This window comes from Paenirhizobium selenitireducens ATCC BAA-1503, from assembly GCF_000518785.1.
Classification (GTDB): Bacteria; Pseudomonadota; Alphaproteobacteria; order Rhizobiales; family Rhizobiaceae; genus Allorhizobium; species Allorhizobium selenitireducens.
The window spans coordinates 65,690-87,589 of the sequence record NZ_KI912495.1; the positions used below are offsets into that span (position 1 = coordinate 65,690).

Below are 21,900 nucleotides of genomic sequence, written 5' to 3' on the forward strand. Positions count from 1 at the left end.
ACGATCTTCTGAATTCGATATTTATAATATATGTATGAAGTATTGTCAGAAGTGCTCTGAAAATTGACAATAAGCAAGAGTTGTGCGGTGAGTGTGTCGTTTAATAGTATCGATTGCTACCAATATGTTTCGTTGGTGTCCGTCAACAGACGGTCGGCTGCAACAAGAGTGCGGAAATGGATAGTCAACGGTGAATGTGCGAAGCCCAACGTCGGTCGCAAATGCTCAAGCTGAGTGAGGGGATTATGAGGCCCGTGCGGAGGGCGTCACCTCGTCGACTTCCCGATCAACCGCCAACGCTATCGGCAGCTTTCCTGGCCCTGTCGGCGGCGGCCTGGGCGTCGAATATGGCCTGGACTGCCTCCTCCCGACCAGTGGCGGCATGGCCTTTCGCCATCTGGGCGAAACCCGCTGCCGTCTGCGCGGAAGACTGTGCAGCCGCTCTCAACGCCATGACCGCTGCCTGGTCACCCTTTGCCTGGGCTTCCCTGGCTTCCTGAGCCATGTTTTCGGCTCCGATTGCCAACTGATTGGCGGTAGCCGCAAGATGCATGGCGAGCTGAGCCTCGTTGAGGCTAGCGACGGTCGAGGTTTGAGCCTCATTCATAAAAGTCGTGTCCCAGTTCAATGCGGCGGCCGGGTCGACACAGTGTGTCTGCATGTATGCCTGGAACTGGGCCGTCAGATTTGCCATTTTTTGGGAAACGTCGTCACGCGTTCGCGCGGCCTTGCCCAGTTCCGCCCCATAATCTACCCCCAGTTTGAAACCCGCCTGCAGGCCGTCGCCAAATCCGAGACGTTCGTCGCCAGGCGAGAGCGCCCTGGGCGTGGGAACCTTCAGCAAGACGCTCGACGGGTTTTCAACGGGGCTCTTGGACAGATCATTGTAACCATCGACGACGCCGCGCAGCCATCCGGGATACGCGCCGCGACATGCCCCGCTATGAAACTGTGGCGTGTCGCGACCGGCAAGAGCGACGGTTGCGCCCCAAGGGCCTGCGGAGAGGGCCAGGATGGCCGCCAAAGCTGAGGGAAGCCCTGCTGCCCCTAATTTCCAGATGAGTTTTGCCACTTGCGCCACCTGCCGCGTCGTGTCGGCCGCCCGGATCTTGTGTGCGTCCGTCCGGAGAGACGCCGACGACAAGGATAGGGGCTTAAGGATGGGGACTCAACCGGCAATGACCTGCCTTCGCTCTGGCGGTCGAAATGACGGTCATGCCAATCCCACCTGGCAATGACGGCATGTTCCGCACGTCACCATGGCCCGCAAAGGGAACGATGCCCGGAAAGGGCGAAACGGATGCTGTTCCGCCCTTGGGCCTGCAAGCGTACCTAGACGCTCATTCCCACTCGATCGTGCCGGGCGGCTTCGACGTCACGTCGTAGACGACGCGGTTGATGCCGCGCACTTCGTTGATGATGCGGGTGGCGGCGCGGCCGAGGAATTCCATGTCGTAGTGGTAGAAGTCGGCCGTCATGCCGTCGACCGAGGTCACGGCGCGCAGCGCGCAGACGAATTCATAGGTGCGTCCGTCGCCCATGACGCCGACGGTCTGAACCGGCAGGAGCACGGCGAAGGCCTGCCAGATGGCGTCGTAAAGGCCGGCCTTGCGGATCTCGTCGAGATAGATGGCGTCGGCTTCGCGCAGGATCTCGAGCTTCTCGCGCGTGATGCCGCCGGGGCAGCGGATGGCGAGGCCGGGGCCCGGGAAGGGATGGCGGCCGATGAAGCTGTCCGGCAGGCCGAGTTCGCGGCCGAGCGCCCGCACCTCGTCCTTGAACAGTTCGCGCAGCGGCTCGACGAGCTGCATGTTCATGCGTTCGGGAAGGCCGCCGACATTGTGGTGCGACTTGATTGTCACCGACGGGCCGCCGGTGAAGGAGACGCTTTCGATGACATCCGGATAAAGCGTGCCCTGGCCGAGGAAGTCGGCGCCGCCGAGCTTCTTCGCCTCGTCCTCGAAGGTCTCGATGAACAGGCGGCCGATGATCTTGCGCTTGGTTTCCGGGTCGCTCACACCTTCCAGTTCGCCGACGAAGCGGTCGATCGCATCGACGTGGATGAGGTGCAGGTTGTAGTGTTCCTTGAACATGGCGACCACGTCGGCCGCCTCGTTCTTGCGCATCAGGCCGTGGTCGACGAGGATGCAGGTCAGCTGGTCGCCGACGGCTTCGTGGATCAGAAGCGCTGCGACCGAGGAATCGACGCCGCCGGACAGCGCGCAGATGACGCGTTTGGTCCCGACCTGGTCGCGGATCTGCTGCACGGCCTTGGCGCGATAGGCCGACATGGTCCAGTCGCCCTTGAGGCCGGCGATGTTGTGAATGAAGTTGCCGATCAGCTTGGCGCCGTCCGGCGTGTGCACGACTTCCGGATGGAACTGCACGGCGTAATACTTGCGCTTCTCGTCGGCGATGAAGGCGAAGGGGGCGTTGGACGAGGTGGCGACGACCTCGAAGCCCGGCGGGATCGCGGTGACGCGGTCGCCATGGCTCATCCACACCTGGTGACGCGAGCCGGCGGACCACAGGCCCTCGAACAACGGGCATTCCTTGTCGATCTCGAGGAAGGCGCGGCCGAATTCGCGGTGATGGCCGCTTTCGACCTTGCCGCCGAGCTGGGCGCACATCGTCTGCTGGCCGTAGCAGATGCCGAAGATCGGCAGGCCGCTGTCGAAGATGATCTGCGGCGCCCGGGGGCTGCCTTCGTCCAGCGTCGAGGCGGGGCTGCCCGACAGGATGATTGCCTTCGGCTTCAGCCGGTGGAAACCTTCCTCGGCGGACTGGAACGGGACGATCTCGCAATAGACGCCGGCTTCGCGCACGCGCCGTGCGATCAGCTGCGTTACCTGGCTGCCGAAATCGATGATGAGAACGCTGTCGGGATGTGCTTTCTGGGTCATGGCGAGCCTTTAATGAAAAGCGCGGGTTCTTTCAATCGGAGAATTGTGCCGATTGTCCGCAATTCCGGTGCTCTAGAACCAGAACACGCCGTCTTCGAGCGCTTCGAACAGGGTGTCGACGGTGAGCGCCAGCTTGCGATCGACGACGTGGAGATATTCCTTCCAGTCGTCGACATGCTTCAGTTCCTGCTTGCCGTCGGAAATGCCGCGCAGCCCGATCAGCGGCAGGTTGAAGGCATGGCATGTCCTGAGGACCGCAAAGGTCTCCATGTCGACCATGTCGGCGTCGATCGTGCCATAGGTGTCGCCCGAAACGATGTTGGCACCGGTCGAGAGGCTGGCGGTCGGCACGCCGGGAATACGCAGCGGCAGTTCGAGCGCCGCCGGCAGGTCGAGAAAGGGCGTGCGGCCCTTCTCGAAGCCGAGCGGCGAGGCATCCATGTCGCGATAGGAAACAGAGGACGCCTGGTAGATCTCCGTCTGCTCCAACCTGGCCGAGCCTGCCGAGCCGAGCGAGACGACGAGGTCGGGCCGTTCGTTTTCCTGTTCGAGCTTCGCCAGCGTGCGCGTCAGCGCGATGGCGGCTTCGACTGGGCCGACGCCGGTCATCAGCGGTTCGATCCGCGAGCGCAGGAACGACCCGTATTCGGCCTCGACCGCCATGACGAACAGGATCGACTTGCCTGATACCGACTTGAGCTCGAACGTCATCCGGAAATTCCCTCGCGGCCGCGAACGGCCATCATCGTGCTGGTCATGGAGGCAATGAGCTTGGCCGGGCCGTCCCCGATCGCGTAGCCGCGCCCGTCTGCGACGACGATTGTGGAGCCGGGCTTGGTAATCTCGCCGCGAAACAGGAAGCGCTCGCCCTTGCCGGGCGACATCAGGTTGACCTTGAACTCGATCGTCAGAAGCGAGACGTCCGGCGCGATCATCGTATAGGCGCTGTAGGTGCAGGCGGCATCGAGGGCGGCTGAAATCACGCCGGCATGCAGGATGCCGTGCTGCTGCGTCAGCTTCTCGTCGAAGGGCATTTCGATTTCCACGACGCCCTTGCTGACGCTGGTGAGTTCGGCGCCCAGCGTGCGCATGGCACCCTGCCGCGCAAAGCTCTGCCGAATACGCTCGCCGACCGCGTCGCTGTTGATTTCGCTCATATAGCTGCCCTCTCGCAGGTGCGAAATTGGCACGCCCGATGCACTTCGGCAAGCGGCCCGAGAGCAGATTCGGGCGGCTGTGGTACTAGTTCATGAGGAAAATCGAGGCGTTGAGCAGAGTGGCGAAGCCGACCCAGGCGGCATAGGGCAGGAACAGCAATCCGGCCAGGCGGTCGAGCGGCCCGGCCTTCCAGATGAAGCCCAGGATGGCGACGAGCAGCGCCACAATCAGCAGCAACGCCAGACCGGTCGCCTGAAGGCCGAAGAAGGTCGGCGACCAGAGCATGTTGAGGGCGATCTGGGCAAACCAGATCTGCATCGCGGCGGAGGCCGGCGCGACCAGCCAGATGCGGGCGCCGGCAATGGCGATCATCACGTAGAGCGCGGTCCAGACCGGCGCGAAGATCCAGGGCGGCGGGTTGAAGAACGGCTTCTCCAGCGACTGGTACCATTCGCCCGGCATGTTGGAGACGCCCGAGAGAATGCCCAGCCCGACGACGACGGCGATGAAGACGAGATAGGTGAGGAACTTGCGCATGGCAGGAACATAGGGCGCCGCTGTTCCCCGCCAAGGCCGGGCTTAAGAAAGGCGGACGATATGCTGGTCCCAGGCGACCGGGCTGCGGTTTGCGCCGAAATGGCCGTCATAGGAGGAGACGGCAAAGCCGGAGGCCGCCGGTGCGATCCCGGCCGCATCGGCGACGGGGGCGGTCGAGACCACCGCGCCGCTCCGACCGTCGATGGTGACGGCGAGGCCGCCCTTCGGCGAGGCGATGCCGACCAGACCGTCGCGCCGGTTGACGGCGATGGCGCCGACGTAGTTGGCAAGGCCTTTCGTCACCTCCTCGGGAAGGAACAGGAATGAAAGCGCCTCGCCCCTGGCGAAATGCCCGACCAGTGGCGGCATGTCGTTGCGCGAGCCTTCATACTGGCAGGCGAACCAGGCGCGGCCGTCCTCACTGACGTCCAGATGCCGGGTCGACAACTGGCTGAACTCGCGCGGCATGACATGCTTTTCGATCAGCGCACCGCTCGCCGCATCGGCGATCACCAGGGAGGGTTCCATGCGATCGAGATTGAGCTTGGTGCGGCCGAAATCCGGATGGGTCTCGATGCCCCCATTGGCGATGATCAGCAGGCGGCCGTCGTCGCTGACCGTCATGTCGTGCGTGCCGATGCCGTGGGCTTCGAACTCGCCGATCCGGCGGAAACCATCCGTGGCGTCATAGATGCCGATCATGCCGCGATTGGCGTCGAAATCGTTTTCGCTGGCATAGAGCAGACGGCCGTCCGGCGAAAAGTGCCCGTGGCCGAAGAAGTGCCGGTCGGCCGGCGCGGCGATCACGATCGGCTCGCCGCGCTTGTGGGAATCGAAGATGACCGCAAACGTGCCCGGACGCCGGGCAAAGGCGACGGAGAGACCCGTTGCCGGGCTGTGGCCCAGACCGTGGATGCGGTCCGGCAGATCGATCCGGTCGATGAAGGTGCCGTCCTCGGCGACAAGGCCGATGCCGAAACGTCCGTCCGGCGCGCGGAAGCCGGAGGCAAAGACCGCATCGCTGCGCTCCAGCGCGAACAGAGCGCGCGGCGAAAGCGAGGCGAGGAACAAAGCCCCCGCCGCCTTGATGAAGGATCGCCTGTCGATCAGCGCCGATCGCCGCATCTCAGTCTCCGTCGGAGAAGGAGAAGCCGGCGGCAAGACCGATCGCGCCGCCATAGTCGTTGTTGAGCCGCAGGATCAGATCCTTGCTGTTGAGCAGCAGGAAGTCGAGCTTGGCGCGCTCGGCCGGATCGCTGACGGCCGCTTCGACGTCCGGATTGACGTCGTCGGCCACCCGGACGAGCGCCTTGGCGACGAAATCGATCGACGAGACGATGGAGCGCGACTCCTCGTTCAGCAGGTCGACCATGGCCGATTGCCTTATCAAGCTGCGCAGGCCCTCGATATTGCCGTGGATCGAGGTGAAGGTATTGCCGGAGCGCCAGTAGATCGCCTGCTTGGGAAAGGTGTTGTTCTCCTCGCCCTTGTAGAAGGTTTCGATGCGCTGGTCGCGGATCGCCTCCGCGCCATGGACCAGGATGCCGAGCAGGGCGGAGATTGCCTCGCGGCCGTCGCGGAATTCCGGATTGTCGGGGCCGGGGTGCTTCCAGGCGTCCTGAATGCCGTCGGGCTTGTCCCATGCCTCGGCGAGTTCGCCGCCGAGCCGCACCAGATTGCCGGCGATCGCCGCGCCGTAGCGGCAGCGGAAGCCTTCCTTCTCCTCGACGAGCCCGTCGGATCCCGTGCCGAAGAGCACGAATTCGAGCGCGCCGAGCCCCTGCATGGCGACACTCTTGTCCTTCAGCGTCTCGACCGAGGTAGCGCTTTCGTCCGGCTTGGCGAGAATGGCCTGGACCTGTTTCAGGCCCGTGCTCTTGCGGTCGGGGTAGAAGAGAATGCGCTCAAACCGGTTGGCCTCGATCACCGGACCGACGCGGACGATTTCGATCGCCGACCATGCCGCAACCGTCTCATCGAACGCGCCCCGGGCCACGTCGAGCGCCTCGGTCGACGGTGCGGCGCAGAGCGCACGCAGGTCGGTCTCGAGAGCCGCCGAGGCGTCGCGGAAGCGGTGGTAGCCGGGACGGATGAAACCGTCGACAGCCTTTTCCATCACGGCCTGGATCGCCTCGCTCCTCAGCGTAGGTGGCGCGAGATTGGCATCCTGCGCCGCTGCGGTCGCGGCAAGGCTGAGAGCGGTGAAGACGCCGAGGAGGAAAGGCTTCATAGGGACTCCAGAAAGGCGATGAGCGCCTTGCGATCATCGGCCACAAGGCCTGCAAAGGTGTCGCGGGCGGCCTGCGCTTCGCCGCCGTGCCAGAGGATGGCCTCCGTCAGGTTGCGCGCCCGCCCGTCATGCAGGAAGAAGGTGTGGCCGTTCACCCTCTCGGTCAGACCAATACCCCAGAGCGGCTGGGTGCGCCACTCGCGCCCGCGCGCATCGCCGACCTGCTGGCCGTCGGCGAGACCCTCGCCCATGTCGTGCAGCAGGAAATCGGAATAGGGCCAGATCAGCTGGAACCGGTGCGCCTTGTTTTCCGCCTTGCGACTGGTCACGAATTTGGGCGCATGGCAGGCGACGCAGCCGGAGGTGTAGAAGATCGATTTGCCTTTGAGCACGGCCGGATCATCGATGCCGCGCCGCGCCGGCGGCGCGAGGTTTTCCGAATAGAAGGTGACGAGGTCGAGCACCGGGTCGGGGGCTTCGGTATCGCCGAGCCGCTTCTGCACGCCGGTCGGCATGGCCAGGCAATTCGCCTGCGCCTCCGTGCAGTCGCCGAAGGAGTGCGGTGCGTCTGGCGTCGATATGCCGATGTCGCCCTTGAAGGCGCCGGAACTCTGGTCGCGCACCGAGGCGTTCTGCGCCTTCCAGCCGAAACGGCCCAGCTTCAGCTCGCCGGTGCGATGATCGCGGGCGCGGGCCGCCCGGCCGGAAATGCCGTCGCCGTCCCGGTCCTCGGGATCGGCCCGGGCGAGAATATCGGCATCGGCAATCGCCTGGATCAGCCCCATGCCGATCATCGGATTGGCAATGCGCGGCGACAGCGTCGTATCCGGGGCGAGCGGTCCGTAGGCGAGATCGGCGACGCTGTAGTGCGGCCGGCGCAGCGACACGGTCTCTCCGCCGGCGAGCGTCACGGGCTCCTCCTTGTAGGTTATGACCATCCGCCCTTCGGCCGCGAGGCCGGGCACGGCGAGGTCCTGCAACTGGCCGCCATAGGTCGGGTCCGGGAAATTGACGGCCTTCAGCTCGGCAACCGCCTGGCTCTCTTCCGCGGTCCGTGCCGGGCGGGCGAGCCTGAGGAACATCGAGGTTGAATCGGCAGCCCCTTCCGGCGGATGGCCGCGACCGTCCTTCAGGTGGCAACTCTGGCAGGCGCGGGCATTGAACAGCGGCCCAAGCCCGTCGGACGCCTGGGTGGACGACGGCGAGGAGACCCAGAACTTGCGGAACAGCGCATTGCCGAGCTTGAACGTCTCTTCTTCGGAGAAGGTTATGTTGGACGAGAAGTGCGAGAAGGCATCGCCGTTGACCGGCTGGGTCGACGTGGCAGCCCCGCCCTGCATCCGTTCGAACGGTTCCGGCCTGGAGAAATCGCTCGTCGGGCTCGTGACCTTTTCGACGCGCTTCAGGTCCTTCGGCGTCAGATCCGTCCGTCGCACCGGATCATCGGCCAGCGCATTGCCGAAAAGAGCGAACGACAGGCCGGTTGCGAGCAGCAGATGCCGGGGGATGCGGGCGGTCATGCGGGACATGATGATGGAATTCGGGCCACCGGAGAGTTCCGATGGCCCGCCTTTTTCTCTTATTGGAACACGGCGTTAGGATTATCCAGGCTGTCGGAACCCTCAAGCTCGATCGTTCCGAGATCCAGCGACGCAATGACGCGCTCGATGGTCTTGGTCTGGTCGATCAGGCCGTCGATGGCGGCCTGGACGGTGGCGTTGCCCTCGGCATTGCCTTCGCCGATCATCTGGTCATAGGCCTCGACCGTCTCGGCGCGCTTGGCCATGGCGTTCATTGCGTCGAGCGTCTTGGTGAGCTTGGCCTTCATCTCGGTGTCGAGGGCCGCATCCTTGGCGGCGACCAGTTCGGAGAGCGAAGGACCGGTCATCTTCGTGCCGTCGGCGCGGGTATATTCGCCGGTATAGGCGGACGCGATGCCGACGGCGTCGTTGAGGTGCGAGGCATGCGTGTTGTCGGAGAAGCAGTCGTGTTCTTCTTCCGGGTCATGCAGCAGGACGCCGAGCTTCATGCGCTCGCCGGCGAGTTCGCCGTAGGACAGCGAGCCCATGCCGGTGAGAATGGCGGAAATGCCGGCCTTCGGATCGGCGGTCACGGTCTTGGTCGCTTCGCCTTCCGGCGCCCAGGCGGTGACCATTTCCTCGAGATCGGAAACCAGCAGCGAGGAGGCGGCCTTCAGGTATGCGGCGCGGCGGTCGCAATTGCCGTTGGTGCAGTTCTTGGTGTCGAAGTCGGTATAGGCGCGGTTTCCGGCGCCCGGACCCGTGCCGTTGAGGTCCTGGCCCCACAGCAGGAATTCGATGGCGTGATAGCCGGTCGCCACATTGGCTTCGATCTCGCCGGCTTCATGCAGGGTTCCGGAGAGGAATTCCGGCGTGATGTTGGTGGCGTCGACATCCTTGCCGTTGATCTTCAACTTCGGGTTGGCGATCACGTTGGCGACGAACAGCGCGTTCTCGTCGCTCTCGGTGCCGTAGGAGGCGTCGACATAGTCGATCAGGCCCTCGTCGAGCGGCCAGGCATTCACCTTGCCTTCCCAGTCGTCGACCACGGCATTGCCGAAGCGATAGACTTCCGACTGCTGATAGGGCACGCGGGCCTTGATCCAGGCGGCGCGCGCGGCCTTCAGCGTCTCATCGCTCGGGGTGGCGATCAGCGCGTCGATGGCGGCGTCGAGCGCCTTGGCGGTGTTGAGCGAGTCCTCATACTTGGCATGGGCCAGCGCCGCATAGTGGTTCAGCACCGCGGCCGCGTCGGTGGCTGCGGCTGCGGGGCCGGCCATGAAGCTTGCCGAGGCAATCAATAGCGCGAACGAGGCGCCAAGAATGGATTTGCGGGACATGGTCTCTCCTTCGACGCTCGCGCGCCCTCTCCGTGAAACGAACGACCTTGTCTTGGCGGAAAAAGAAACTGGTGTCAAATAGTCGAGTATCGAAAAACGCCAGCCACCTGTTGTTCGTCAAATCCGACCGGGCGGATGTGCCTCATGCCTTGCGGCGCATCCGGCAGAAGAAGAAGCCGTCGGTATCGGTCGAGGCGGGGCTGAGCGTCACGGTCAGACCGTTCTGCGAGCCTGGGCGCGGCGCATCCTTGCCGAACAGCCGGTCCCAGCTGTCGAGCGTCGGAGCAATCTCGAATTCGGGATTGGCGGCGCAAAAGGCGGTCGCCTGCGCGTCGTTTTCTTCCGGCAGCGCCGAACAGGTGACGTAGAGCAGTTCCCCGCCCGGCCGCACATAGGCCGCCGCTTCGCTGAGCGCTTCCTGTTGCTGGGCGACGCGTTCCTGCAGATTGCGCAGCGTCAGGCGCCATTTCGTGTCGGGGCGTCGGCGCCAGGTGCCGGTGCCGGTGCAGGGGGCGTCGACCAGCACGCGGTCGACATGGCCTTTGAGGCTTTCGATGCCGCGCAGGCTATCGTGCACCTGGACGTTGCGGGTGCCGGCGCGCTTCAGCCGCTCGATGATCGGCGCCAGACGCTTGCGGTCGGCGTCATAGGCGTGGACCTGGCCCTTGTTGTTCATCACCGCGGCGATGGCGAGCGTCTTGCCGCCGCCGCCGGCACAGAAATCGAGAACCTGATCGCCTTCCTTGGCGTCGACCAGATCGGAGACGATCTGCGATCCCTCGTCCTGAACCTCGAACCAGCCCTTCTGGAAGCTGAGTTCGGCGGTGACGTTGGGCAGTCGCGAAGCGCCTTCGCCGGCCGGAATACGGATGCCGAAGCGGGCGATGCGGGCCGCCTGGGCACTGGTGCGGTCGAGCGCTTTCAGAACCTTGTCGCGATTGGCCTTGATGGTGTTGACGCGCAGGTCGAGCGTCGGACGGCCGGCGAGCGCCTTGGCTTCGTCGAGCCAGTCTTCGCCGAAGGCGGCTTCGAAGGAGGGCTGGATCCATTCCGGGATGTCGCCCTGCACATTGAGCGGCGCATCGGCGAGGTCGCGGGACGAAAAGGCGGCCAATTGCTCCGCCGTCAGCGGCTTGGGGGCAAAATTGTCGCCGTCGAACTCGGCCGCCAGCGCTTCGGCGTCAAGGCCCCATTGGCGCAGCAGCACGGCCCAGCCGAGCGCTGCGGCGCTGTCGTCGTCCATCAGCCAGGCATGCGAGAGCTTCATCCTCAACGCGTCGTAGACGATATTGCCGATCGCGGCGCGGTCGCCGGACCCGGCGAACCGGTGCGCGAGGCCCCAGTCCTTCAGCGCGTCGGCAACGGGCCGACGACGGGCTTCGATGTCATCCAGTACTTCGATCGCACCAGCGAGGCGGCCGCCCAGACGCATGTTCCATTCTCCTGAATTCGAAGAGAGCGTGGTAGCGGCGAACCGATGGAAGAGCAAGCGCCTAACCGGTCGGCATCGTGCCCGATCCGTAGCTGGCGATTAGCCGATGATCTCGTAGCAGACCTTGCCGTGGCCGGAGCGGACCATGCCGATGTTCTGGGCTGCGGCCTTGGAGAGGTCGAGAACCCGGCCGCGGATGAACGGGCCACGATCATTGATGCGCACGACGACGCTCTTGCCGTTCTTCGCATTGGTGACCTTCAGCTTGGTGCCGAAGCGCAGCGACTTGTGGGCAGCGGTGAGAAGCGACGGGTTCATGCGTTCACCGGAAGCTGTCTTGGAGTGCAACGCATACCAGGATGCGCCGCCGCAGGAAGAGGCCGCATGGGCCGAGAGCGGCAAGCAAGCAGAGAGGGCAACAATTGTTGCGATGGTGAAGCTAGAGCGTCGGATATTCGTCAATTTGCATTTCCCTAGTCGTTGACACGAGCCGAATTTTGCGCGGCATCGCCAAAACGAGGGGAAAAATGGCAAAAACGTGCCTTTACGTCATCACGGAATGTTACAGTGCGTAACATTCGTGATTTGGCATATCGAATCACGCCGTTTACCTTTTGATAATATCCAGCAAAAGCAGTTTAATTTCAGACGAAAAGCGGAATGCCATTCCGGGCGAATCCCAAAATGGTGCGATCACGAAAAAAATGACGCAAAAATAATCCGAACCGCCACATTCCCTGCCTGAAATGTGGAGATTCGGGGGCAGACGGTGGTGGATCAATCGTCTGGAGGTGTCGTTCTGCTGTTAAAACGCCTGGGTGGCGGCTTTGTTCCAGGTGCCGTTCGACCACAGATCCTGCAGCGATTGGCGGTAGTCGCCGAAGCGGAAGGCGTAGCCGAGCGCCTTGAGCCGCGCATTCGAGACCCGCTTGTTCTCGCCGTAGAAGGACCGGGCCATAGGCGACAGGTCGGCCGTCTCGAAGGGCTGCTCCGGCGGAGGCTCCATGCCCATCAGGCGCGCCGCCTCGGCGACCACGTCCTGCGGCGGGCAGGGCTCGTTGTCCGTGACATTATATACGCCCGGTTGGCGCAGTTCCGCGAGCAGGGCGGTCGCACCGGCGATATCCTCGACGCGGATGCGGTTGAACACCTGGTCCTTCTTGACGAGGCGCCGCGCCGTGCCGTTGGCGAGGTTGACGAAGGCATTGCGGCCGGGGCCGTAAATGCCCGACAGGCGCAGGATGGCGAGCGGCAGGCCGTTCTGCCCGGCAAGGGCCTGCCAGGCCTCTTCCGCTTCGACACGTTCGACCGAGCGTTGCGAGACCGGTTTGAGCGTCGTGGCCTCATCCACCCAGCCGCCGTCATGGTCGCCATAGACGCCGACGGTGGAGAGATAGGCGATCCATTCGAGCTTCGGCATCAGCGTCTTGAGCTGGCTGCCGGTGAACAGGCGGATCAGCGGGTCGCCGTCGCGCCCGGGTGCGATCGACTGGACGAGGTGGGTGACCGTCGCCAGTTCCGCGGTGAGCGCGTCGGAGAGTTCGCCGCCGTCGAACTGGAAAGGCTGAATTCTGCAGTCGCGCAACGCGTCCTGCTTCTCGATGCTGCGCGTCGTGCCCGAAACCCGGCATCCGTGGGACGAAAGGAGCTGGCCGATGGCCTTGCCGGAATAGCCGGCGCCGAAAATCATCACATGCATCACTTCACTCCGACATCGTCCATTCACGTCTTACCTCGGCTTCGGCCTCGCCCGGAAGATGCCCCTCGCGCAGCTCTGCAAATTCCGCCTCCGGCAGCAGGCGCGACAGGGCCCAGATCGCCATGCCGCGAACCTCCGGTGCCGTGTCGCCGATCAGCGTCCGGCAGGCGGGGATCAGATCACGGAGACCCGAATTGCCGGCAGCGATCAGGCAATTGCGGACGAAGCGGTTGCGGCCGATGCGCTTGACGGGAGAGCCACTGAAGAAGCTGCGGAACGTCGGGTCGTCGAGCGAAAGCAGGAAGGAGAGGTCCGGCTCGATCAGGTCGGCGCGGGCCTGAAGCTTCATCGCGCGCGCCTCGCGCGCGAACTTGTTCCACGGACAGGCCGACAGACAGTCGTCGCAGCCGTAGATGCGGTTGCCGAAGGCGGCGCGCAGCGCAGGGTCGATGTTGCCCTTGTGCTCGATGGTCAGATAGGAAATGCAGCGCCGCGCATCGATCTTGTAAGGCGCCGGGAAGGCATTGGTCGGGCAGGCATCGAGACAGGCCCGGCACGAGCCGCAATGATCGATCTCGGGCGCATCGACCTCCAGATCGGCCGTGGTGAACAGGCTGCCGAGGAAAAGCCAGGAGCCGTAGTCGCGGCTGACGAGGTTGGTGTGCTTGCCCTGCCAGCCGAGGCCGGCGGACGCGGCAAGCGGCTTTTCCATCACCGGCGCGGTATCGACGAAGACCTTGACGTCGGCGCCGGCCCGCGCGGCAAAGCGCGTGGCGATCTCCTTCAGCCGGCCCTTCATCACATCGTGATAGTCGCGATTGCGGGCATAGACCGAGATCGCGCCCTTGTCCGGCTTGCCCTGCAGGTAACGCGGGTCGAGATCGGGGCCGTAATTCATGCCGAACATGACGATGGAGCGCACGTCGTTCCACAGCACACGCGGATCGGAGCGGCGTTCGCGCGTCTCCGGCATCCACTCCATGGTGCCGTGATAGCCGGCCTCGATATAGGCGGAGAGCCGCGCCGGCGCCTCGGGAATGGCCTCGGGTCTGGTGACGCGGCAAAGCTCGAAGCCTTGGGCCTCGGCCTCCTTCCTGATGAAGGCCGTCAGCGACGCACGCTTCTTTTCGGACGATGGGTCGGCCTGCTCCGGCGGCATGGCCCTGTCCCGTCAGAAATCCAGGTCCGCGTAGTGCGAAACCGGGGTGAGGCCGCGCAGGCGCTCGGCCAGCAGCGGGCGGAAGGAGGGGCGCGACTTCAGCCGCTGGTACCACTCCTTGGCGATGGGATATTCCGACCAGTCGATCTCGCCGAGATAGTCGAGCACGGAGAGCGATGCGGCAGCGGCGAGATCGGCATAGCTCAGCCGGTCGCCGGCGAGCCACGGACGCGAGCCGGAGAGCCAGCTCAGATATTTCATGTGCTGGCGGATATTGCCGCGCGCGGTGCGCAGGACCTTCGAATCGGGCGCCCCACCGCCGAGCCCGTTCGGGATCAGCAGCTTGTGCACGCGTTCGCGCACCAGCGGCTTGGTGACGTCCTGCTCCATTTTTTGCAGGAACCATTCGGTCAGGCGGCGGATCTCGGCGCGCTGGAACGGGTCTTCGGCAAGCAGCCTGCGGTCGCGCTTCAGCACGCCGTGGGTCTCGTCGAGGAATTCCGAAATCACCGCTGGTCCGCACAGCACCCTCATATTGTCGTCGACATAGACGGGCAGCGTTCCGGCCGGGTTGAGCGACAGGAATTCCCGGCGCTTCTCCCATGTCTGCTCTTCGACGAGATCGACCTGGAAGCCGTATTCGGAGAGCACCAGCCGGATGAACCGGGACGCGGTGGACATGGGGTGATGATACAATGTTGGCATTGTCACTCGAATTCTTCAGGCGTTTGAACACCGGCATGGGCGCGCGACTTGCGGCTGGTCATGACCACGGCTTCCAAGCTATAGGAGCTTGGTTGACGCAATACAAGCAAATCGCATTTCCTCCCGCCCCGCTTCTCAAGGACTTTCCATGGAAGATCAATCCATTCTGAGTGCGCTGTTTCTCGGCCTGATCGAGGGTCTGACCGAGTTCATTCCCGTTTCGTCGACCGCGCATGTGCTGCTGGCCGGTCATTTTCTCGGTTTCAAGTCGCCGGAAAACACCTTCGCCGTGCTGATCCAGCTCGGCGCCATCCTGGCGATCCTCAGCGTCTATTTCCGTAAGCTCTTCCTGCTGGCGATCGGTCTGCCGACCGATCCGGGCAGCCGGCGATTCGTCGCGGCGATCCTCCTCGCCTTCCTGCCGGCGGCCGTGATCGGGGCGATTGCCCATGACTTCATCAAGTCGGTGCTGTTCGAAACCCCGACGGTGATCTGCGTCATGCTGATCCTCGGCGGTTTCGTGCTCCTGTGGATCGACCGGCTGAAGCTTACGCCCAGGTTCACCGACGTCACCGAATACCCGCTGTCGCTCGCCTTCAAGATCGGGCTTTGCCAGTGTGTCGCGATGATCCCGGGTGTTTCGCGCTCCGGCGCGACGATCGTCGGCGCGCTGCTGCTCGGCGCCGACAAGCGCTCGGCGGCGGAATTCTCCTTCTTCCTCGCCATGCCGACCATGGTCGGCGCCTTTGCCCTCGACCTCTACAAGAACCGCGATGCGCTGAGCTTCGACGACGGTGCGATCATCGCCATCGGCTTCATCGCGGCATTTCTGTCTGCACTGCTGGTGGTGCGCAGCCTGCTCGACTTCGTGTCGAAGCGTGGTTACGCGCTCTTCGCCTGGTGGCGGATTGTGATCGGCACACTGGGGCTGATCGGTCTGCTGCTGGGACTGGGAGGAGCCGCTTGACGCGGTGAAAGGACAAAGAAAAGGCCGGCGAAAGCCGGCCATATTTTTTTGGATCAGAATCGCAGATTTACTGCGTGACCGAGATCGAACCGGTGCTGCAGGGATCGACGCCATAGGCGGGTGCGCAATTGCCTTTGCGCGCAGCAACGGTGGACGGTGCCAGGAACGAACCGGCGATGATGACCAATGCCGCACATGCAAAAAACAGTGCGATAGACTTACCCATGAAGTGGCCCCTCGAGATGAATTTGTGGTCGTCGCCGGCGGTGTCCGCCGCGTCCGAACTGGTGGTTGTTTACGCATTGCCCGCAGGAGCATCAATAGAAGATCTTGCTAAATTCGCAGTTAACGCAAGGATTCCGTCTCTGCGTCATTTGTGCAACGCCGAGACGGTTGATCTGGTTCCGCGACGGGTCAGGCAGCCTTGCCCGAACCGGTAAACTGGCCGTGCGGCCGGTAGTGGACGAGATAGGTCGGCAGGATCGCTTCGACCGAACCAGGGCTGATGCCCATGCCCTCGAGCGTGCGGCCCTCGGCCTTGGCGGCATCGGACACGACATTGTCGGACTTCAACAGCTTGACCTGGTCGCTGGTCAGCGCCGGTTTGACGAAGGGGATCATCGACGACAGGCTGCCGATCAGCGAGGCGATGCCGAAGGGCAGCGTCAGGAAGGGGCGCTTGCGGTCGACGACGGCGAGCATGGTCTCGAGACATTCGCGGAACGTCATGACGTCACGGCCGCCGAGTTCATAGACCTTGCCGGGGATGAGCTTGCCATCGACGGAGCGTGCGACAGCCTCGGCAACGTCCTCGACATGCACCGGCTGGAATTTCGTCTTGCCACCGCCGACCAGCGGCAGGACCGGCATGATCTTCGCCATGGCGGCGAACTTGTTGAAGAAGCCGTCTTCCGGTCCGAAGATGATCGACGGGCGCAGGATGACGGCGTCCGGCTTGATCGACAGAACGGCGGCCTCGGCGCGGCCCTTGGAAGCGGCATAGTCGGAACCGGACTTGGCATCGGCGCCGATGGCGGAAACATGGGTCAGCCGGGCGCCGGCCGAACGGGCAGCCTCGGCCACGGCGCGTGCGCCGAAGTCCTGCACGGCGTCGAAGCTGTTGCGGCCGCTCTCGAACAGGATGCCGACGCAGTTGACGACATGGTCGGCGCCCTGGACCGCCTGGTCGACCGAAGCGCGATAGCGAAGATTGGCCTGGACGAAGGAAATCTGTCCGACATTGCCGAGCGGCTGCAGGAAGAAGGCGAGGTCGGGACGACGCACCGCGACGCGGATGCGGTAGCCACGCTTGGCAAGGGCCCGCACGACGTGACGCCCGACAAAACCCGATCCCCCGAACACGGTGACGAGCGGCGGAAGGTTGGACAAGGTCATGACGGGCTCCTTGGAATAGGCATGCGCTGAGATGCGCTGAAGATCTCGCTGTCTTTAGCCGAATCGAAAGGCGAGCGGAAGGGCCGTCGACATGCGCGGCCCCGCGAAAAAGGTCTTACTCAAGCGCCTTCGACGACCACCATTTCCGCGTCGGCCACTTCCTGGCGGATCTTTGCGGCAATCTGGTATTCGGGCGAGTTGTAGCAGTCGACCGCGGCCTGGTGCGAAGGGAACTCGATGACCACGTTGCGGGCCCGGGCCTTGCCTTCGAGCTCGGTGAACGCGCCGCCGCGCGCGAGGAACTTTGCACCGAACTTCTCGAAGGCCGGCTTCGCTGCCGCGACATAGTCCTTGTAACGTTCGGCATCGCGAATATCGACTCGTGCGATCCAGTAGCCCTTGGCCATGTTTTCGTCCCACCTTTGACTGGTTATGCCGGTTTATTTCAGTAAATTTGCGTCACGGTCAAGCACTTCGCCGCGTCGCGATGGCCCGGCCGTCGGCTGGTCAACAAGGAAGAATCGATGCGCAGATACGATCCGAGACGAATGATGGTCCTCACCGGCGGCATGTGGCTGGCCGGGGCCGTGCTGGCGGTGGGCTTTGCCCTTTGCGCTCCAGCGCAGGCTGAGGCCAAGGCCTGCCAGGCGCCGCTCTATGCCGAGTTGCGCAAACCCGCCGACCCGAAGGCGCGCCCGCTCGAGATCGCCTGCGACATGACGCTCGGTCCGAAGGATGTGATTTCCCGGCCGATCGCCTTTTCCGGCGCCCGGGCCTCCGGCGTCACCCTCGATTGCAAGGGCGGAACGCTCGGCACGGCTGACGCGGTGATCGGCGCCGGCCGCCCGACCGTCGTGATCCGTTCGCTCAAGGGAGGAGACGGGCAGTGGAGCGTTCCTGAAGGCGTGACTGTCAGGAACTGCAAGATCATCGGTAACCTGCGGCTGATGGGGCTTGGCCCCAACGGGCAGGGCGAGCTGGTCAAGCTTTCCTCGCGCCGCCGCGATCACACGGCAAGGGCGCAGGCCGCCGCGCCGCGGGATATCCTGCTCGACAATCTCGATTTCGTGGCGCGCGGCACAGTGCCGCTCTATCTCGGCCCGGGCGTCACGCGGGTGACGGTCAACGGATCACGCTTCCGGGGCGAGGCCAAGGGCACGGCTGTCTATCTCGATGCCGAAAGCGCCGAGAACCGTTTCACCGGAAACCTCTTCGCCATGAAGACGACGCGGCGCGAGCAGATCGCCATCGACGGCTCGGCCCGCAACGTCATCTCCGGCAATGTGTTCGAGAATCCGGTGAACGGCGGCATCTTCCTCTACCGCAATGCGGGCGAGGGCGGCACGATCCGCCACCAGCCGCCGCAGTACAATGTCATCGAGGGCAATACCTTCCGCTACGAGCCGGCAGGCCGTCCGCGGCCGGCCATCTGGCTCAACCAGCGCAATGGCAAGACCTCTCACCGCTTCAGCGATCCGGCCTTCCCCTTCGGCAGCAGCCTTGATCCGCGGGATTTCGCGCAATTCAACATCGTGCGCGACAACCGCTTCATCGGCGGCGGCAGGGGCCTCATCCGCAACGCCGACCCGACCAACGAGATCGTCGGGAACGATTGACCGCGTCTGCCGGGGGAGGGAAAGGCCTGCGGTCAGAGGGCGGTGGCCATCTCATCCAGAATGGCACGGGCCGCAGCCTTCGGATCGGCGGCCTTGACGATCGGCCGGGCGACGACGAGGTGGCTGGAACCGGCCTTCAGCGCGTCGGCGGGCGTCATCACCCGCTTCTGGTCGCCCTTGTCGGCGCCGGCCGGGCGGATGCCGGGGGTGACCAGCGCCATGTCGGGTCCGATCACCTTGCGCACGGCGCTTGCCTCTTCGGCCGAGCAGACGATGCCGCCCATGCCGGCGATGCGGGCCTGTTCGGCGCGCTTCAGCACGAGTGTGTGAGGATCGTATTCATAGCCGGCATCGACCAGGTCCTGCTCGTCCATCGAGGTGAGCACGGTGACGCCGAGCAGGCACAGCCCGGAGCCTTCCGCGGCCTTGACCGCGGCGCGCATGGCCTTCGGATAGGCGTGCAGGGTCAGCATCGACATGCCCATCTTGGCGATATTTTCGACGCCCGAAGCGACCGTGTTGTCGATGTCGAGCAACTTCATGTCGAGGAAGATCTTCTTGCCGCTCTGGGCCAGTTCGCGGGCGAATTCCAGCCCGCCGGCGAAGGCCAGCTGATAGCCGATCTTATAGAAGAGGATGTCGTCGCCGAGCGTTTCGACGATGGCTTCGGCTTCCCGTACGGTCGGCACATCCAGGCCGACGATGAGGCGTTCGCGTGGCGTCATGGGTCGATCCCCTTCCAGTCTTCAATCGGCGTCCAGTCGCATGCGATGCGCCGATCCGCAAGAGAGAAGGCGTAAAGATTGCCGCCGCCGGGCAGCTGGTCTTCGGCGCGGCTGATCGGGATGCCGAGCAGGTGGCACCTGAGCAGCGTGCCGACTCCCCCATGGCCGACAAAGGCGATCGGTGCAGCCGGATCGTGATCGTCAAGGATGGCCGTAACCGCGCCGACGATGCGGGCCTGAGCGTCCATCGCCCTCTCCCAGCCGCGAAAGCTCTCCAGCGGATGGGCAAAAAACCAGTCGGCGGCCTTCTCGAATTCGTCCGGCTTCAGGAAACCGGTCGCCGAGCGATCGTTTTCGTGCATTACCTCGACCGTCTCGAAGCCGATACCGGCGGCGCTCGCGAGGATTTCCGCGGTCTCGATCGCCTTGACCTCGGCGCTGGAGACGATGCGTGCGAGTTGCTTCGCCCAGGGGCGTGAAGCGGCCTGTTTTGCGCGGGCGGTGCCGATCTCCGACAGTCCCCATTGCGGAACGGGAACGGCCGGATCGATCCGGACCTGGGGGTGGGTGATATAGAGGCCGAACATCCGGGCGTGCCGCCTGTCGTCAGCCGCGACGATAGATCCACAGCTGCGCCGGTGGAATGTTGCGCATTACGAAGTCGAAATGCTGGATGTGATAGCTTTCCGGCTTGGCGATGATCGGCGAGACGGCGCCGTAGGAAATCTGCATGACCGGGCGTCCTGCCGGCAGGCGGTCGAGCAGGGCTTCCAGCATACGGATGCGCTCCGACATCGGGAAATTCAGAAGGGGAACAGCGGAGACGACCGAGTCGAACATCTGGTCGGCAAGGGGGCCGAGCGTCGTTTTAAGATCGAAGGCATCGCCGTGAATGAAGTTGACGCCCGGATATGCCTGGACCAGGTGATCGTAGAAATCCTCGGAATACTCGATCGAAACGAGGTTTTCCGGTTTCACGCCGCGCGCCAGGATCGCCTTGGTGATCACGCCCGTCCCGGGGCCGAGCTCCAGGACCGGCAGGCTTGCATGCGGATTGACGACGCTGGCCATCCTGCGTGCGGTGATCGAGGATGTCGGAGCGATGGCGCCTACGGTCTTCGGCCCTTGCATCATGCCCTTGAAGAAGCGGATCTCCTCATCGAACTTCTTCTCGAACTTCTGCTTCAACCGTCGTACCATGGCCTAATCCCCACTCAAGACCTAAAGCGCGTACATCCGCGCCCGGCAAATGTCGCCCGGGTTTGTCGCAAAAACAAGGCGAAATGCCGCAACCGGCAAAATTGCCTGTGCGAATCGTGACTTAAACCCGCATCGGCATCAGAACATACAGCGCGTCGTCACCGGCCGTATCGCGGATCAGCGTTGGCGAACCGGCATCGGCCAGCAGGAAGATCGCGTCGTCGCCGGACAGCTGCGCGGTGATATCAAGCAGGTATTTGGCGTTGAAGCCGATTTCCATCGCGTCGTTTTCGTAGCCGACTGCGACTTCTTCCGTCGCGCTGCCGGAATCCGGGTTGTTGACGGTGAGCATCAGGTGGCCGTCCGACAGCGCCAGCTTCACGGCGCGGCCGCGCTCGGAGGAAATTGTCGATACGCGGTCGACGGCCTGGGCGAAGGTCTGGCAATCGACCCGCATTTCCTTGTCGTTGGCCGCCGGAATGACACGCTGGTAGTCGGGGAAGGTGCCGTCGATCAGCTTGGAGGTTATGACGATCTCGCCGATGGTGAGGCGGATCTTGGCGTCGGAGACCTCGACGGTGACCAGCAGGTCGGGATTGTCCATCAGCTTCTGCAGTTCGCCGACCGTCTTGCGCGGAATAATGATGCCCGGCATGCCTTCCGAGCCGGACGGCGCCTCGACATCGGCGCGGGCCAGGCGATGGCCGTCGGTTGCTACCGCGCGGAGCTTCAGCGCGCCGCCGCTCTCGATCGTGTGCAGGAAGATGCCGTTCAGGTAGTAGCGGGTCTCTTCGGTCGAGATCGCGAACTGGGTGCGATCGATCAGCATCTTCAGGTCGCTCGCCTTCAGCTTGAAGGAATGCGAAAAATTGCCGGCCGTCAGGTCCGGGAAGTCGGTTTCCGACAGGCACTGCAGCGAGAATTTCGACCGGCCGGAGGCAACCGTCATGGATGCGCCGTCGGGCGTGGTGGCGAGCAGCACTTCGGCGCCGTCCGGCAGCTTGCGGACGATTTCATAGAGCAGGTGCGCGGGAACCGTGGTCGCGCCCGCCTGCTCGACCATGGCCGGCGTCGCCTCGGTGATCTCGAGGTCGAGGTCGGTCGCCTTCATCGCCAGGCTCGCGCCCTCGGCGCGCAGCAGGACGTTCGAAAGAATCGGGATCGTGTTGCGCCGCTCGACCACGCGATGCACGTGGTTCAGCGATTTCAGAAGGTTCGACCGTTCAAGAGTAATACGCATGGACACTACCGCTTTCGACCTGTCGCGGTCCAGACTTCGGGACCGCACTGTTCCTCCCGGCCACTGAGGACGGC

General features: G+C 63.9%; 23 protein-coding genes. 2 read left to right on the top strand and 21 right to left on the bottom strand.

Annotated features, from left to right (window positions below; all coding sequences use genetic code 11):
* Positions 1 to 286 precede the first annotated feature (286 nt).
* The 14 genes from L867_RS0121285 to L867_RS0121350 all read right to left on the bottom strand — a co-directional run bounded on the left by L867_RS0121285 (position 287) and on the right by L867_RS0121350 (position 14,683).
* The gene (locus L867_RS0121285; RefSeq protein WP_146086617.1) at positions 287 to 1,072 is read right to left on the bottom strand and encodes a hypothetical protein; all 786 of its coding nucleotides are present in this window, start codon (positions 1,070 to 1,072) and stop codon (positions 287 to 289) included.
* 268 nt (positions 1,073 to 1,340) lie between these two features.
* Positions 1,341 to 2,903 (bottom strand): glutamine-hydrolyzing GMP synthase, encoded by a 1,563-nt coding sequence (gene guaA, locus L867_RS0121290; protein ID WP_028738701.1) that lies wholly within the window; start codon positions 2,901 to 2,903, stop codon positions 1,341 to 1,343.
* 72 nt (positions 2,904 to 2,975) lie between these two features.
* Positions 2,976 to 3,614, bottom strand: a complete 639-nt coding sequence (locus L867_RS0121295; RefSeq protein WP_028738702.1) for a 5'-methylthioadenosine/S-adenosylhomocysteine nucleosidase — start codon at positions 3,612 to 3,614, stop codon at positions 2,976 to 2,978.
* Entirely contained in the window at positions 3,611 to 4,060 is a 450-nt protein-coding gene (locus L867_RS0121300; protein WP_028738703.1) for a PaaI family thioesterase, read from the bottom strand. The genes L867_RS0121295 and L867_RS0121300 overlap by 4 nt, the downstream gene beginning before the upstream one ends.
* An 85-nt stretch (positions 4,061 to 4,145) precedes the next feature.
* A complete protein-coding gene (locus L867_RS0121305; RefSeq protein ID WP_028738704.1) occupies positions 4,146 to 4,598 on the bottom strand; it encodes a TspO/MBR family protein in 453 nt (150 codons plus the stop codon).
* A 42-nt stretch (positions 4,599 to 4,640) separates the two neighbouring features.
* A complete protein-coding gene (locus tag L867_RS0121310) occupies positions 4,641 to 5,723 on the bottom strand; it encodes a DUF1513 domain-containing protein (protein ID WP_028738705.1) in 1,083 nt (360 codons plus the stop codon).
* Between the two features lies 1 nt (position 5,724).
* Entirely contained in the window at positions 5,725 to 6,828 is a 1,104-nt protein-coding gene (locus L867_RS0121315) for an imelysin family protein (RefSeq protein WP_028738706.1), read from the bottom strand.
* Positions 6,825 to 8,357, bottom strand: a complete 1,533-nt coding sequence (locus L867_RS0121320) for a di-heme oxidoreductase family protein (protein ID WP_104368067.1) — start codon at positions 8,355 to 8,357, stop codon at positions 6,825 to 6,827. Before L867_RS0121320 ends, L867_RS0121315 begins: the two co-directional genes overlap by 4 nt.
* Before the next feature lie 50 nt (positions 8,358 to 8,407).
* Entirely contained in the window at positions 8,408 to 9,688 is a 1,281-nt protein-coding gene (locus L867_RS0121325) for an imelysin family protein (protein WP_028738708.1), read from the bottom strand.
* A gap of 142 nt (positions 9,689 to 9,830) precedes the next feature.
* A complete protein-coding gene (locus tag L867_RS0121330; protein WP_028738709.1) occupies positions 9,831 to 11,120 on the bottom strand; it encodes an RsmB/NOP family class I SAM-dependent RNA methyltransferase in 1,290 nt (429 codons plus the stop codon).
* Positions 11,121 to 11,219: 99 nt separating this feature from the next.
* Positions 11,220 to 11,582 (bottom strand): septal ring lytic transglycosylase RlpA family protein, encoded by a 363-nt coding sequence (locus tag L867_RS0121335; protein WP_028738710.1) that lies wholly within the window; start codon positions 11,580 to 11,582, stop codon positions 11,220 to 11,222.
* A 343-nt stretch (positions 11,583 to 11,925) separates the two neighbouring features.
* Entirely contained in the window at positions 11,926 to 12,819 is an 894-nt protein-coding gene (locus L867_RS0121340; protein WP_028738711.1) for an SDR family oxidoreductase, read from the bottom strand.
* 4 nt (positions 12,820 to 12,823) lie between these two features.
* A complete protein-coding gene (gene queG, locus L867_RS0121345; RefSeq protein ID WP_028738712.1) occupies positions 12,824 to 13,978 on the bottom strand; it encodes a tRNA epoxyqueuosine(34) reductase QueG in 1,155 nt (384 codons plus the stop codon).
* Between the two features lie 12 nt (positions 13,979 to 13,990).
* Entirely contained in the window at positions 13,991 to 14,683 is a 693-nt protein-coding gene (locus L867_RS0121350) for a glutathione S-transferase family protein (protein ID WP_028738713.1), read from the bottom strand.
* Between the two features lie 148 nt (positions 14,684 to 14,831).
* Here L867_RS0121350 and L867_RS0121355 point away from each other — a divergent pair, with 148 nt between their 5' ends.
* Positions 14,832 to 15,650, top strand: a complete 819-nt coding sequence (locus L867_RS0121355) for an undecaprenyl-diphosphate phosphatase (RefSeq protein WP_028738714.1) — start codon at positions 14,832 to 14,834, stop codon at positions 15,648 to 15,650.
* A 67-nt stretch (positions 15,651 to 15,717) separates the two neighbouring features.
* On the opposite strand, the gene L867_RS27785 is transcribed toward L867_RS0121355, so the two are convergent.
* The 3 genes from L867_RS27785 to L867_RS0121370 all read right to left on the bottom strand — a co-directional run bounded on the left by L867_RS27785 (position 15,718) and on the right by L867_RS0121370 (position 17,452).
* A complete protein-coding gene (locus tag L867_RS27785) occupies positions 15,718 to 15,876 on the bottom strand; it encodes a hypothetical protein (protein WP_028738715.1) in 159 nt (52 codons plus the stop codon).
* Positions 15,877 to 16,064: 188 nt separating this feature from the next.
* On the bottom strand, positions 16,065 to 17,045 hold the full coding sequence (locus L867_RS0121365) for a complex I NDUFA9 subunit family protein (protein ID WP_028738716.1): 981 nt from the start codon (positions 17,043 to 17,045) through the stop codon (positions 16,065 to 16,067).
* A gap of 119 nt (positions 17,046 to 17,164) precedes the next feature.
* Positions 17,165 to 17,452, bottom strand: coding sequence for a DUF1330 domain-containing protein (locus tag L867_RS0121370; RefSeq protein WP_028738717.1), 288 nt, complete (start codon positions 17,450 to 17,452; stop codon positions 17,165 to 17,167).
* Between the two features lie 117 nt (positions 17,453 to 17,569).
* Between L867_RS0121370 and L867_RS0121375 the strand changes: the two genes are divergently transcribed.
* Positions 17,570 to 18,661, top strand: a complete 1,092-nt coding sequence (locus tag L867_RS0121375; protein ID WP_232363990.1) for a right-handed parallel beta-helix repeat-containing protein — start codon at positions 17,570 to 17,572, stop codon at positions 18,659 to 18,661.
* Between the two features lie 32 nt (positions 18,662 to 18,693).
* Here the strand turns inward: L867_RS0121375 and pyrF are convergent, their stop codons facing one another.
* The 4 genes from pyrF to dnaN all read right to left on the bottom strand — a co-directional run bounded on the left by pyrF (position 18,694) and on the right by dnaN (position 21,826).
* Positions 18,694 to 19,386, bottom strand: coding sequence for an orotidine-5'-phosphate decarboxylase (gene pyrF / locus L867_RS0121380; protein ID WP_028738719.1), 693 nt, complete (start codon positions 19,384 to 19,386; stop codon positions 18,694 to 18,696).
* Positions 19,383 to 19,973 (bottom strand): histidine phosphatase family protein, encoded by a 591-nt coding sequence (locus L867_RS0121385; RefSeq protein ID WP_028738720.1) that lies wholly within the window; start codon positions 19,971 to 19,973, stop codon positions 19,383 to 19,385. Before L867_RS0121385 ends, pyrF begins: the two co-directional genes overlap by 4 nt.
* 19 nt (positions 19,974 to 19,992) lie before the next feature.
* Entirely contained in the window at positions 19,993 to 20,586 is a 594-nt protein-coding gene (pmtA, locus tag L867_RS0121390) for a phospholipid N-methyltransferase PmtA (protein WP_028738721.1), read from the bottom strand.
* A gap of 121 nt (positions 20,587 to 20,707) precedes the next feature.
* The gene (gene dnaN, locus L867_RS0121395; protein WP_028738722.1) at positions 20,708 to 21,826 is read right to left on the bottom strand and encodes a DNA polymerase III subunit beta; all 1,119 of its coding nucleotides are present in this window, start codon (positions 21,824 to 21,826) and stop codon (positions 20,708 to 20,710) included.
* Between the last annotated feature and the right edge of the window lie 74 nt (positions 21,827 to 21,900).